The sequence below is a fragment of the Microbacterium panaciterrae genome, assembly GCF_039541635.1.
Classification (GTDB): Bacteria; Actinomycetota; Actinomycetes; order Actinomycetales; family Microbacteriaceae; genus Microbacterium; species Microbacterium panaciterrae.
In genome coordinates this window covers 67,134-79,447 of record NZ_BAABGP010000019.1, presented here as the reverse complement: position 1 = coordinate 79,447, position 12,314 = coordinate 67,134, and the positions used below count along the sequence as shown (strand labels likewise).

Here is a 12,314-nt window from a genome sequence, read left to right as displayed (position 1 = left end):
ACCGGCGGATCGGTCCGAAGATCGCGTACATCTCCGAAGCTGTGCGCGGATCTTATGCGGCGCGGTGCAGTCCCTGTGCCACCGCGCGCATGATCAGGTCCTGCACCATCGGCCACTCGAACATCATCTGGGCGTAGCTGATCCGGATCACGTGGTATCCCATCAGCCGCAGTTCCGCATCGTGACGGATGTCCTCACTGCGCTGGGCGCCGACGTGGTGTCGGCCGTCGATCTGCAGCACGAGGCGATCGCCGATCAGCGCGTCGACGCGGTGGCCCGCGATCCACGTCTGGATCCGGATCGGCAGCTTCAGCCACCGCAGCCTCGGCCGCAGATAGGTCTCCAGCCCGGCGTCGGCGAACGGCGTCGCCTCCGCGAGGACGCGGCGTGCGGCCGGCTTCCACGGAAACCGCGCGAGACCGTCGATCGCCACGAGTCCCTTGTTGAGCGCCGATTCCCACGTCGCGAGCGCTCATTCGAACGGTTCGCACTCCGCGACCGCGGCCAGCACGTTCTCGATCGGATCCTCCAGGGCATCCGGATCCCTGGGCACGATCGGCGCGAACCAGTGCACTGCGCGCGGTCGGATCGGTGACCGGTGGCCTTCGGATCCGCCCCGACATGGAAGGCGGTCGGCGTCTCGTGCAGCCACAGTTTGAGCCGCTTTGCCTGTGAGACGCACGTGATGACGACGCCGTTCCGCGCTGCGGCGACCAGCACGGGATCCGCATCCGGACACGCGACCCAGCCGCGCCGCACCCGTGTCAGCAGCCCGTCTCTGACTGCTCTGTCGACCGCGCGGCGGCCGACGCCCTCGTCCTTCAGCCGCGCCACGCGGACCACACCGCCATGCGCGGTGACGAACTCGACGGGATCCGGTGGAAGGGAGATCATCCCCCTACCGTGGCGACACACGGGACGCTCGCGGGCCCGGATCCCGCATCCCGTGCAGAACTCGGCGGCCGGCGCCGATGTGCGGGACGATCCTTCCTCGCCGCGCGGCAGGCGGTGCGACCGTGCGCTTCACGCGGACTTGTGCACGATCTTCGGACGGATCCGGCGGATCGCTCCGAAGAGGGCGTACAACTCCGAAGCTGTGCCCGGCATCACGAAGACGTGCGGACGCACGCCCCACGTCGAGCGCGACCGGCCGATCCCGGCCATAGGGTCGTACGCATGGCCCGCCCCACCGAACGCCCGCTACCGCCCCGGGCCTCCCCGCCCGATCTGCCGGACGACCTCGAGGACGGCGAGGGCCGACGGCACGGAGACCACATCGGGCTGAGGATCCGGCTGACCGAGGATCTCGCGCACGCGCAGTTCGAGCAATGCTCGCTGTCGGGATCCGCAGACCGCGTGGATCTGACCGGTGCGACGCTGCTCGACGTCGAGATCGTCGATGCGCGGACCGCGGCGCTGTCGCTGAAGGATGCAACGATCCGTCGACTGCGCATCGCCGGAGGACGGATCGGCACCTTGGATCTGTCCGGCGCGCACGTGGCCGAGCTGATCCTCGAGCACGCCAGGATCGACTACCTGTCGCTCGCGGCCGCGAAGATCCAGGACTCCGTCATCGCGGACTGCACCCTGGCGACGGTGGATCTGCCGATGGCCACGGTCACCCGCGTCCGGTTCGAACGCAGCAGAGCCGACGAGGTCGACACACGCGGACTGCGGGCGGACTCCCTCGACCTGCGCGGGCTGGACGCTCTCGCGTTCCTCGATGTGACCGCGCTGCGCGGCACGACCCTGACCGCGCGTCAGGTCGAACTTCTGGCGCCGGTCTTCGCGGCCGCCGCGGGCATCGACGTGCAGGACTGAGGCCACACGAACGCAATCCGCCCTGCGACGCACGGCGAGTTCAGGGCCCGGTCGGCCGGATCGCCGTGGTGATCCGACCGTCGGCCTGTAGCACGAGGTCGATGGTCGTCGCGACGGTGATGGTTCCGCAGGCGCCGTCCACCGTGCCGTCGACGAGCCGCACGCGCTCCCTGGCGACGACCGCGCCACTGCTGCGGACGACCAGGTCGTAGCGGTCGTCCGCACTGCGACTCTGCACCTGAATCCCCGCAAGCGTCTGCGTGGGGGTCAGCTCGGCGCAGTTCGTGACGAGGCACACGTCGGCGGAGGCACCCCGATGAGCGCTGAGCCATGGCCCCGCTTCGAGGTCCATCGTGGGCAGCCCCTGCGCGGCGCCGGCGCAGACCATGGGCGCGCACCCCGACAGGGCGAGGACCCCGATCCCGAGCACGACACCGGCACTCTTCGGCAACCGCATGTTCGCATGCTACGTCCACACGTGCGCGACAGGAAGGGCGCGCTGCGCGTGCGGATCGACGTGGTGATCCGGCCGTCGGCCTGCAGCAGCAGCACGCCGGCGCGAGCGTGCGCTTCACGCGGACTTGTGCGCGATCTTCGGATGGATCCGGGGGATCCGGTCCGAAGATGACGTACAAGTCCGAAGCTGTGCGCGGTCGGCGACGGCCAGGCCCCGCGATCAGTCCCGCATCGGCGGGAACAGCCCGGACGCGTCGACGAGGTCGCGCGTGAACGAGTGCTGCGGATCCCCGAGCACCTGCACGGTCGGGCCCTGCTCCACGATCGCGCCGTGCTGCATCACGAGCACGTCGTCGGCCACCGCCGCGACCACGGCGAGGTCGTGCGAGACGAGCAGCATCGTGAGGGCGCGCTCGCGCTGCAGGCGTTCCAGGAGTGCGAGGATCCGCGTGCGCACTGTCGCGTCGAGCGCCGACACCGGTTCGTCGAGCACGAGCACCTCCGGTTCCGCGGCGAGCGCCCGGGCGATCGCGGCGCGCTGGCGCTGGCCGCCGGAGAGCGCGACGGGGCGACGGCCGGCGAGCGCGGGATCCAAGCCGACCTCGCGCAGCAGTCCGTCGACGCGCGAGATCCGCTCCGTGCGGGGCACCCCGCCGGCCGCGAGCGCCTCCCGCAGCGAACGTCCGATCGTCCAGCGCGGGTCGAACGCCCCGAGCGGGTTCTGATGCACGAGCTGAATCCGCGGCGCGGTGGCGCGGGTGGTGGCGGCAGGGGTGGCGTTGGCCCAGGTCACAACACCGGTGTCGGCCCGCTCGACGCCGAGCAGGATCCGGGCGAGAGTCGTCTTGCCGGATCCCGACTCCCCCACCACACCGAGTGTGCGCCCGCGCCGGAGCTCGAACGACACGTCGTGCAGCACGATGCGGTCGAAGCTCTTGCCCACCTCGGTCACCGTGGCCAGCACGGGCGCATGCCCGATCAGCGGCGTGCGCGGCACCGGCGCAGAGGCGCTCACCAGCTGCCGGGTGTGCTGCACCCGCGGCGCGCCGAGCACCTGCGCCGCCGACCCGTGCTCGACCACGGAGCCGTCCCGCAGCACGACCACTCGATCGGCGATCCGGCGCACCGCGCCCATGTCATGGCTCACGAACACCACCGCGGTGCCCGCGTCCGCGATCCGGCGCAGCAGCGCGAGAACCTTCGCCTGCACGGTCGCGTCGAGGGCCGTGGTCGGTTCGTCCGCGATCAGCACGGCGGGCGATCCGGCGAGCGCGCTCGCGATCAGTGCGCGCTGGCGCAGCCCTCCGGACAGCTCGTGCGGGTGCTGCCGGGCATGCCGACCCGGATCCGGCATCGCCACGTCCTCGAGCAGCGCGCGGACCCGGGCCCGGCGCTGCTCCCGCGAGAGCGCCATGTGGATCTCCAGCGGCTCCGCGACCTCAGCGCCGATGCGCCGCAGCGGGTCAAGCGACACCAGCGCGTCCTGCGAGACGAGCGCGATCCGCGCACCGCGCAGCGCGCGCCACCCGTGCTCCGACAGGCCGCGGGCGTCCACGCCGTCCACCTCGAGCGTCGTCGCCGACACCGCGACGTGCTCCGGCAGCAGCCCGAGCAGGGCGCGCACCGTGAGCGACTTGCCCGCCCCCGATTCGCCGACGAGCGCGACGCACTCCCCCGGCGCGACGGCGAACGAGACGTCATCGACGAGGGTGCGCCCGTCGATGCGGATCCCGAGCCCGTCCACTCGCAGGGCCATGCCGTTCGGGTATGCACCGCCGTCCCGCAGCGCCATGCCGTCCCGCTGGGCCCCGCCGCCCCGCGCGCTCATCCGCGTCTCCCTTCGGCGCGGGCGCGCAGGGTGCGACCGAGGAACGTCGCGGCTAGCACGGTGAGCGTGATCGCCAGTCCGGGGAACACCGAGATCCACCACGCCTGGCCGAGCACGTTCCGCCCGCCGGCGAGCATGAGCCCCCACTCCGGCGCGGGCTCGGTCGGCCCGAGCCCGAGGAAGCTGAGGCCGGCGGCGGCGAGGATGCTGGAGCCGAGCCCGATCGTCGCGAGCACGCTGAGCGAGCCCAGCACCCCCGGCACGACGTGCCGGCGGAAGGCGGTGAACGCGCCGACGCCCAGGATCCGTGCCGCTTCGACGTGCTCGGCGCGGCGCAGCACCTGCGTCTGCGCGCGGGCGAGCCGCACGTACACCGGGATCGCGGCGAGCGTGACCCCGATCGCGACGTTCGCGCCGCCCGGGCCGAGGACGGCCACCACGACGAGCGCCAGCAGGAACTCGGGGAACGCCATCAGCACGTCGTTCGTGCGCATGAGCACGCCGTCCACCGGCCGCGGCGCCGCACCCGCGAGCGAGCCGACGACCAGCCCGACCACCAGTGCCAGGCCGGTCGCCAGCACGCCGATGCCGAGAGAGCGCCCCGCGCCGTGCATCACCCGGGCGTAGACGTCGCGCCCGCTCTGGTCGGTGCCGAACGGATGCCCGGCGCCCGGCGGCAGCAGCGCATCCCGCACGTGCGTCTGCAGCGGGTCGCCGGGGGCGAGCAGGCCCGGGGCGAGCGCGGCGAGCACGACCGCCGTCAGCACGAGCACGGCGAGGGCGAGCAGGATCCGGCTCAGCGCTCTCATCGTCCGCCCTCCGGCCGGGTCGGCGCGGCCTCGCCGACGCGACGATCGGGCGCGCGCAGCCGCGGATCCAGGAACGGCGCCGCGACCTCGACCGCCGTGTTCACGACCACGAACACCAGCGCGCTGAACAGGATGATGCCGGTGATCACCGGCAGGTCGCGGCCGGTGATCGCGGCGAGCGTCACCCGGCCGAGCCCGGGGCGGGCGAACACGGTCTCCACGAGCACCGCCCCGCCCAGCAGCGATCCGACCAGGTACGCGCTCAGCGTGAGGGCGCCGATCGAGCCGTGCCGCAGGGTGTGCCGCAGGGTCAGCCGGGTGTGGCCCGCGCCCCGCGCGCGGACGGTCAGCGCCCAGGGCTGCCGCTCTGCCGCCTCCATGCCGTCGCGCAGCACCTGGCCGAGGAGCGCGGCGACCGGCAGCGCGAGGGTGACCGCGGGCAGCACCAGGCTCGCCCCGGTGCGCGACCCTGCGATCGGGAACCAGCCGAGGCCGAACGCGAACACCGTGAGCAGCAGCAGTCCGACCCAGAACACCGGTGACGACAGCACGACCAGCTCGGCGCTCGCGACGAGCCCCCGGGCGAGCGGGCGCCGGGCCAGCAGCACCCCGGCGAGCGCGAGCAGCACGGCGATCGCGAGCGCCAGCCCCGTGAGCTGCAGCGTGGCGCCGAGCTGACGGCCGATCACCTCGCTCACCGGCATCCGCAGCTGATACGAGGTGCCGAGATCGCCGCGCAGCAGATCCCCCAGCATCGACAGGTACTGCTGCCAGAGCGGCCGGTCCAGGCCGAGATCGGCGCGGATCTGCGCCTTCACCGCCTCGCCGACCTGAGCCTGCGGCCCGAGCATCACGCTCACCGGATCGCCGGACAGCACCCGGAACGCGAGGAACGCCAGCGTCGCCGCGCCCCACAGCACGAGCACGATCGAGAGCAGCGCCCCGCCGATCCGGCGCAGCACAGCCGTCACTTCACGCGGGTGCCGAAGAACAGCGGCCGTCCGTAGATGTCGAAGCCGAGACCCGCGACCTTGGCGCCGACGGCCGTGATCGCCGAGGTGACGTACAGCGGCACGATCGCGTCGTCCTTCGCGTTCCACTGCTGGATCTGCGCGTAGACCTTGGCGCGGGCGGCGGTGTCGGTCGTGGCGATGCCGTCCTTCAGGAGCTTGTCGATCTCGGGATCGCTCACCGACGACGCGTTCTGGAAGCCGTCGGTCGCGAGGTGGCTGCGCAGCAGGTCGGGGTCGACGCCGGAGAAATCCCAGTCCGTGATGTCGAACGTCTTCGGACCGTACTTGGCGTTGTACGCGCCGGGCTCGAGCATCTCCCGGGTGATCTCGAAGCCGACCGCCTTGAGGTCGGACTGGATCGCGTTGGCGAGCGCCGCGTGGTCGTCGGAGACCGGGGTCCAGGCGATCCAGTCGGCGCTGAGCCGCTTGCCGTCCTTGACCCGGATCCCGTCGGCGCCGCGCTGGGTCCAGCCGGCCTCGTCGAGCAGCTTGTTCGCGAGGGCCTTGTCGAACGGCCAGGACTTCTCGAGGCTCTTGTCGTACCCCGGCGTGGTGGGCCCGAGGATGCTCCAGGCGCGCGGGAACTGACCGAAGAAGATCGTGTCGACGGCCGTGCCCACGTCGATCGCCCGGGTGAACGCCTCGCGCACCTTCTGGTCGGCGAAGACGCCGTTGCGCTCGTTCAGGAACAGCGAGTACGGCAGCCCTGGCACCTGCACGCTCTTCACGGTCGCCGACCCCTTGATCTGCGAGACGAGATTGGGCGGCAGCTGCGAGGCGAGGTCGATCTCGCCGGAGGTGACGGATCCGCTGCGCACCGAGGCCTCGGGCAGGATCTGCACGCGCAGCGTCTGGAACGCGGGCGCCTTCTGTCCTTCCGGCGCCCAGGCGTACTTCGCGTTGCGGGTGTAGACGATCTCCTGATCGGGCGTGTATGCGGTGAGCTCGAACGGGCCCGTGCCGACTGTGATGCCCTTGCCACCGGCGGCGAGGTCCGCGGAATGCTCCTTCAGCACCTTCGGCGCGTAGAAGCCGAGCTGCGCGGTGCTCGCGGCCTGCAGGAACGGCGCGTACGGCTGCGTGAAGCTGACCTTCACCGTGGCCGGATCCAGCACCTCGGTGCCCTTGTACAGCTCCCCGCCGAGCATGCTCGCGGCCTGGGCGGACTTGGTCGCCGGATCCGCGATCCGGTCGAAGTTGGCCTTCACCGCGGCGGCGTCGAACTTCTCCCCGTCGGTGAAGGTCACGTCGTCGCGCAGGTGGAACGTGTAGGAGGTGCCGTTGTTCGAGACGTCCCAGCTCTTCGCGAGCCAGGGCACGAAGGATCCGTCGGCCTTCTGGAACACCAGGGAATCGAGCACGGCACGCTGCACCATCGCCGTCACGTCGAGCTGGCTGGTCTGCGGATCCATCTTCCCCGCGGAGAGCAGGCTGCCGTCGACGCCCCAGACGAGCTCGCCGTTCGCGTCGCCGGTCGCGGATCCTCCGGACGATGTCGAGGAGCAGGCGCTGAGCGCGAGCGCGGCGGCCGCGGCGAGCGCGGCGAAGGGCAGGAGACGGCGCCGAAGCGGAGAAGGCATGAGGGAACCTCGGTGTGCGGTGACGGGGACACTTCAGGCTATCGGTTTGTGGACGGGGTGGATCTATCGAGGCCCGGCGTGCAGGCCCGGCCGGTAGACTGTCCGCAACCCCCACACTCAGGCACGCTCACACGGTGCCGTACACATCGCACGAGGAGACACACCCATGTCACAGGCGCACTCGATCCCCGAAAAGCCCGCCCTGGAAGGCCTCGAAGCGAAGTGGGGTGAGCGGTGGTCGACGGACGGCACGTTCCTGTTCGACCGGATCCGCGCGGCGCAGACCGGCCGTGAGGGCGTCTACTCGATCGACACGCCGCCGCCCACCGCCAGCGGCTCGCTGCACATCGGGCACGTGTTCTCGTACACGCACACCGACATCAAGGCGCGGTTCGAGCGCATGCGCGGCAAGAACGTGTTCTACCCGATGGGCTGGGACGACAACGGCCTGCCCACCGAGCGCCGGGTGCAGAACTACTACGGCGTGCGCTGCGATCCGTCGCTCCCGTACGAGGCAGACTTCACGCCCCCGTTCGAGGGCGGCGACAACAAGTCCTCCCGCGCGGCCGATCAGCGCCCGATCAGCCGCCGCAACTTCATCGAGCTGTGCGAACGGCTCACCGAGGAGGACGAGAAGCAGTTCGAGGCGCTGTTCCGCCAGCTCGGCCTGAGCGTCGACTGGGCCCAGACCTACCGCACCATCTCGAACGAGTCGATCCGGCAGTCGCAGCTCGCGTTCCTGCGCAATCTGGAGCGCGGCGAGGCCTACCAGTCGCTCGCGCCGACCCTGTGGGACGTCGACTTCCGCTCGGCGATCGCGCAGGCCGAGCTCGAGGACCGCGACCAGCAGGCCTCGTACCACACGATCGATTTCCCGTTCGCGGACGGATCCGGCCACATCACGATCGAGACGACCCGCCCCGAGCTGCTGCCGGCCTGCGTGGCGATCGTGACGCACCCGGAGGGACCGCACAAGCACCTCATCGGCACGAAGGTGCGCACGCCCTTCTTCGACGCCGACATCGAGATCCACGGACACCACCTCGCCCAGCCCGACAAGGGCACGGGCGCCGCCATGGTCTGCACCTTCGGCGACGTGACCGACATCGTGTGGTGGCGCGAGCTGCGCACGACCGACGGCCGCGACCTGCCGAACATGACCACGATCGGCCTGGACGGCCGCTTCCTGCCCGATGCTCCGGCTTCGGTGGGCGACGCCGACGCGGCCGCCTGGTACGTCGAGAACATGGCCGGCAAGACCGTGTTCTCGGCCCGCAAGGCGCTCGTGGAGCAGCTGCAGTCCACCGGCGCGCTGACCGCCGTCGGCAAGCCGTTCAACCACGCCGTGAAGTTCTTCGAGAAGGGCGACCGCCCACTCGAGATCGTCTCCACCCGCCAGTGGTACATCCGCAACGGCGCCCGCGACCAGGGCCTGCGCGACCGTCTGCTCGCGCACGGCGCCGAGCTCGACTGGCACCCCGACTTCATGCGCGTGCGATACGAGAACTGGGTCGGTGGCCTGACCGGCGACTGGCTGGTCTCGCGGCAGCGCTTCTTCGGCGTGCCGATCCCGCTCTGGTACGCCCTGGACGAGAACGGCGAGCGCGACTACGACCGCGTGCTCACCCCTGATCACACGACCCTGCCGATCGACCCGACGACCGACGTGCCGGCGGGCTTCACCGAGGATCAGCGGGGCAAGCCCGGCGGTTTCGACGCCGAGGCCGACATCCTGGACACCTGGGCCACCTCCTCGCTCACCCCGCAGCTCGCGGGCGGCTGGGAGCGCGACACGGAGCTCTGGGATCTCGTCGCGCCGATGGATCTGCGCCCGCAGGGCCAGGACATCATCCGCACCTGGCTGTTCTCCACCATGCTGCGCTCGACTCTCGAGGACGGCCGCTCCCCGTGGCGCAACGCCGCCATCAGCGGCTTCATCGTCGATCCGGATCGCAAGAAGATGTCCAAATCCAAGGGCAACGTGGTGACCCCGGCCGACATCCTGGACGCCCACGGATCCGACGCGGTGCGGTACTGGTCGGCGTCCAGCCGTCTCGGCGCCGATGCCGCCTTCGACCCGCAGAACCCGACGCAGGTGAAGATCGGCCGCCGGCTGGCGATCAAGATCCTGAACGCCGCCAAATTCGTGCTGTCGTTCCCGGTGCCGGAGGGCGCCGAGATCACGCACGCGCTCGACGCCTCGATGCTGGCCACGCTCGACGGCGTGGTGCGCGACGCCACTGCCGCGTACGAGAACTACGACCAGGCGCGTGCGCTCGAGATCACCGAGTCGTTCTTCTGGACGTTCTGCGACGACTACCTCGAACTCGTCAAGGAGCGCGCCTACGACCGCACCCACGTCGGTCAGGCGTCCGCCGCGCTGGCGCTGCGTCTGGCTCTGTCGACGCTGCTGCGGCTGCTCGCCCCGATCGTGTCGTTCGCGACCGAGGAGGCGTGGAGCTGGTTCGAGGAGGGCTCGATCCACACCGCCTCGTGGCCGGAGCCCCTCGGCGGCGGGTCCCTGAGCCTGTCGAAGGGCCCCGACGCCGATGACCCGTCCGGTGCGGGCGACCCCGCTGTCCTCGCGATCGCGAGCAGGGCCCTGATCGGGATCCGCCGTGCCAAGACCGAGGCGAAGGCCTCGCAGAAGACCCCGGTGTCCTCGGCCACGATCGCTGCTCCGGCCGCCGACATCGCGTCGTTGCAGGCCGCGGCAGACGACCTGCGCGCCGTGGGCCGGATCGCAGAGCTCGGGTTCGTGGAGGCCGAGGAGTTCCTCGTCACCGCCATCGAACTGGCTCCGGCCGAGGAGGCATGATGCAGCTCGGAACGCGCTGGGCCGCCGGATCCGAACCTCCCGCATCGGTGCCCGCGGCTCTGCGCCCCGCGATCGCCGAGGCGGAGGCGCGCAGCGTCGACAACGGCACCCTGAGCCTGCAGACCGGCGTGCTGAACCTGCTGCGCGGCACCTGGACGCTGACCTGGCTCGAGGGCCGGCCGATCGCCGAGCTCGACACGGGCTGGGAGGTCCTGCGCACGGCGTCCGGCGAGGTCCTCGTCCGTCCGTTCGACGGCTGAGCAGTCCCACTCGGGCGTCGAGCTCACCTGACCGGAGGCATCACCCCATCGGGGCTGTCGGCATCATGGTGGTCCCCGGAATCGCATGCGGGGCGAGGATGATCACCACGGCAAGCCCCACCAGCACCACGGCGGTGATGGACATCGCGGTGCGACGCCAGGGCAGCAGCTTCTCGAGCGCGATGAGAGCGGCCACCGATCCCATCCAGACGAGGTTCATCAGGCCCAGTGCGAACAGCGCCGCCATCAGCGCCCAGCAGCAGCCGAGGCACCACGCTCCGAGCTTCGCGCCCATGACGCCGGCGCCCTGCCATCCATCCCGCCAGGTCCCCATCAGGAAGCCGAGCGGGCTGCGACACCGGCCGAGGCAGGCGTTCTTCCAGGGCGTGAACTCGTACAACGCCGCCAGCAGCAGCGTTGCGATGGTGAGCGGCCGACCCGACCGATCCCAGGTCAGCACATCGCCGGGAACCGCGCTCGCCGCCGCGGCGAGCGCGAGAGCCAGCACTCCGGCCGCGACCCAGACCGAGAGGTATCCGGTCGTGAAGACCACGGGAAGGAGAGGCCTGGTTCGGGTCATCCGCGCGTAGAGCGCCACGGTCGGCGCCACCGACGGCAGCATCATCGCCGCCATCATGACCGTCCACACCACCAGGAACCAACCGGGCGATCCCAGGGGCGACCAGGGACCGCTGTCCATCCCCGTGGCCTGCTCCGCGGTCCACCACCAGCCGACTCCGGCGAGTGCGAGCAGGACGAGCACGGCACTGATCCGTGCACGCACGGCACGGAATGCGGCCGTCATGCCGACCTGTTCGTCCGCCGTTCGCGAAGGTCCAGCGGACACACTCTCAACCCGTCCAGGAGAAGCTCGCGTACGAGAGCCCCGTCTTGGCCTCGTAGGCGATACCGAACGCATCGATCTGCGAACTCGTCGCCTCCGCCATCGTGAGGTCCGGGCCCACGGGGTGGAACATCCCGTCGAACCGGATGGGCCTGCCGTCCTCCTTGCCGAACGGCACGATGTCCGTGATCTCGAATTTCAGGCTGTCGCCGACGCGTACGGAGTGACGAAGCCCGTCGTCGGCCATCGTGATGTCCGCGCGCTCGACTCCCAGCATCTCGCCGATGAGGGGCGCAAGGCCCGCCATCGGTCCTCCGCGCTGGCCGCCGAACACCTCGACGAGGCGGTCGAACTGGTCGGCGCTCGCATCCTGATCGACGAAGACGCCGACCTTCCAATCGCCGTCCGTCATCACCTTCGGCGTGTCCGCGATGAGGACGACCTTTCGACCGTCGACGTTGGTCTCGTCGACGGCGCCCTCGCGGATGTTGAATGCCAGGGTCACGCGACAGTAGTCATTGGTCGCCCCGTGGTCGAAGCTCAGATTGCACGGACACATCACATCGCAGGAGCACGTCTCCGCGTAGCTCCCTGTCAGTTTCCACGACATCATCCATCCCCAGAATGTCGGGATCGCGCGGGCAGGCGAACGTCAGCCATCCCAGACGGTTGGCGCCGTGTGGCGCTCGATCTCTTCCTGCGGTCGCCGGGTTCGGCGATCGTGATCGACGACACCCTCGTGTCATCGCGGTGTCGACGGATCCGTCGGGAACGTTGTGCACCCAGCCAGCCCCGGCGTCCTCGTCGACGCGTGACGTCAATGTTACGCCGCGGCGTCCGACGCGACAACGGATTCCGGGCCCTGAAGTTCTCCCGACGAAGACC

At 70.7% G+C, this 12,314-nt stretch carries 12 protein-coding genes; 3 read left to right on the top strand and 9 right to left on the bottom strand.

Going from position 1 to position 12,314, the window contains the following annotated elements; all coding sequences use genetic code 11:
* Window positions 1-52: 52 nt before the first annotated feature.
* Both ABD882_RS14685 and ABD882_RS14680 read right to left on the bottom strand, forming a co-directional pair.
* A complete protein-coding gene (locus ABD882_RS14685) occupies window positions 53-427 on the bottom strand; it encodes an endonuclease domain-containing protein (protein ID WP_345188143.1) in 375 nt (124 codons plus the stop codon).
* Window positions 310-894, bottom strand: coding sequence for a type IV toxin-antitoxin system AbiEi family antitoxin domain-containing protein (locus ABD882_RS14680; protein ID WP_345188101.1), 585 nt, complete (start codon window positions 892-894; stop codon window positions 310-312). The genes ABD882_RS14685 and ABD882_RS14680 overlap by 118 nt, the downstream gene beginning before the upstream one ends.
* 282 nt (window positions 895-1,176) lie before the next feature.
* Between ABD882_RS14680 and ABD882_RS14675 the strand changes: the two genes are divergently transcribed.
* Window positions 1,177-1,821, top strand: coding sequence for a pentapeptide repeat-containing protein (locus ABD882_RS14675; protein WP_345188100.1), 645 nt, complete (start codon window positions 1,177-1,179; stop codon window positions 1,819-1,821).
* 40 nt (window positions 1,822-1,861) lie between these two features.
* Here ABD882_RS14675 and ABD882_RS14670 read toward each other — a convergent pair whose 3' ends face one another.
* The 5 genes from ABD882_RS14670 to ABD882_RS14650 form a co-directional block, all read right to left on the bottom strand.
* Entirely contained in the window at window positions 1,862-2,278 is a 417-nt protein-coding gene (locus tag ABD882_RS14670) for a hypothetical protein (RefSeq protein WP_345188099.1), read from the bottom strand.
* 219 nt (window positions 2,279-2,497) lie between these two features.
* Window positions 2,498-4,105, bottom strand: a complete 1,608-nt coding sequence (locus tag ABD882_RS14665; RefSeq protein ID WP_345188098.1) for an ATP-binding cassette domain-containing protein — start codon at window positions 4,103-4,105, stop codon at window positions 2,498-2,500.
* Window positions 4,102-4,914, bottom strand: a complete 813-nt coding sequence (locus ABD882_RS14660) for an ABC transporter permease (RefSeq protein WP_345188097.1) — start codon at window positions 4,912-4,914, stop codon at window positions 4,102-4,104. Before ABD882_RS14660 ends, ABD882_RS14665 begins: the two co-directional genes overlap by 4 nt.
* Window positions 4,911-5,885, bottom strand: a complete 975-nt coding sequence (locus ABD882_RS14655; RefSeq protein ID WP_345188096.1) for an ABC transporter permease — start codon at window positions 5,883-5,885, stop codon at window positions 4,911-4,913. The genes ABD882_RS14660 and ABD882_RS14655 overlap by 4 nt, the downstream gene beginning before the upstream one ends.
* A complete protein-coding gene (locus tag ABD882_RS14650) occupies window positions 5,882-7,507 on the bottom strand; it encodes an ABC transporter substrate-binding protein (protein ID WP_345188094.1) in 1,626 nt (541 codons plus the stop codon). Before ABD882_RS14650 ends, ABD882_RS14655 begins: the two co-directional genes overlap by 4 nt.
* Before the next feature lie 166 nt (window positions 7,508-7,673).
* On the opposite strand from ABD882_RS14650, the gene valS reads away from it, so the two are divergent.
* Both valS and ABD882_RS14640 read left to right on the top strand, forming a co-directional pair.
* A complete protein-coding gene (gene valS, locus ABD882_RS14645; RefSeq protein ID WP_345188093.1) occupies window positions 7,674-10,325 on the top strand; it encodes a valine--tRNA ligase in 2,652 nt (883 codons plus the stop codon).
* Window positions 10,322-10,585 carry a hypothetical protein gene (locus tag ABD882_RS14640; RefSeq protein ID WP_425563376.1) on the top strand — a complete coding sequence of 88 codons (264 nt, stop codon included), beginning with the start codon at window positions 10,322-10,324 and terminating at the stop codon, window positions 10,583-10,585. The genes valS and ABD882_RS14640 overlap by 4 nt, the downstream gene beginning before the upstream one ends.
* Window positions 10,586-10,625: 40 nt before the next feature.
* Here ABD882_RS14640 and ABD882_RS14635 read toward each other — a convergent pair whose 3' ends face one another.
* Both ABD882_RS14635 and ABD882_RS14630 read right to left on the bottom strand, forming a co-directional pair.
* On the bottom strand, window positions 10,626-11,390 hold the full coding sequence (locus ABD882_RS14635; RefSeq protein WP_345188092.1) for a DUF2182 domain-containing protein: 765 nt from the start codon (window positions 11,388-11,390) through the stop codon (window positions 10,626-10,628).
* 46 nt (window positions 11,391-11,436) lie between these two features.
* Window positions 11,437-12,039, bottom strand: coding sequence for a DUF1326 domain-containing protein (locus ABD882_RS14630; RefSeq protein WP_345188141.1), 603 nt, complete (start codon window positions 12,037-12,039; stop codon window positions 11,437-11,439).
* Between the last annotated feature and the right edge of the window lie 275 nt (window positions 12,040-12,314).

What these genes read in the sequence shown, in the direction of transcription:
- ABD882_RS14670 (WP_345188099.1), bottom strand. Translation starts at nt 2,278, where the DNA reads ATGCGGTTGCCGAAGAGTGCCGGTGTCGTGCTCGGGATCGGGGTCCTC.
- ABD882_RS14635 (WP_345188092.1), bottom strand. Translation starts at nt 11,390, where the DNA reads ATGACGGCCGCATTCCGTGCCGTGCGTGCACGGATCAGTGCCGTGCTC.
- ABD882_RS14680 (WP_345188101.1), bottom strand. Translation starts at nt 894, where the DNA reads ATGATCTCCCTTCCACCGGATCCCGTCGAGTTCGTCACCGCGCATGGC.
- ABD882_RS14650 (WP_345188094.1), bottom strand. Translation starts at nt 7,507, where the DNA reads ATGCCTTCTCCGCTTCGGCGCCGTCTCCTGCCCTTCGCCGCGCTCGCC.
- ABD882_RS14640 (WP_425563376.1), top strand. Translation starts at nt 10,322, where the DNA reads ATGATGCAGCTCGGAACGCGCTGGGCCGCCGGATCCGAACCTCCCGCA.
- valS (WP_345188093.1), top strand. Translation starts at nt 7,674, where the DNA reads ATGTCACAGGCGCACTCGATCCCCGAAAAGCCCGCCCTGGAAGGCCTC.
- ABD882_RS14675 (WP_345188100.1), top strand. Translation starts at nt 1,177, where the DNA reads ATGGCCCGCCCCACCGAACGCCCGCTACCGCCCCGGGCCTCCCCGCCC.
- ABD882_RS14665 (WP_345188098.1), bottom strand. Translation starts at nt 4,105, where the DNA reads ATGAGCGCGCGGGGCGGCGGGGCCCAGCGGGACGGCATGGCGCTGCGG.
- ABD882_RS14660 (WP_345188097.1), bottom strand. Translation starts at nt 4,914, where the DNA reads ATGAGAGCGCTGAGCCGGATCCTGCTCGCCCTCGCCGTGCTCGTGCTG.
- ABD882_RS14630 (WP_345188141.1), bottom strand. Translation starts at nt 12,039, where the DNA reads ATGTCGTGGAAACTGACAGGGAGCTACGCGGAGACGTGCTCCTGCGAT.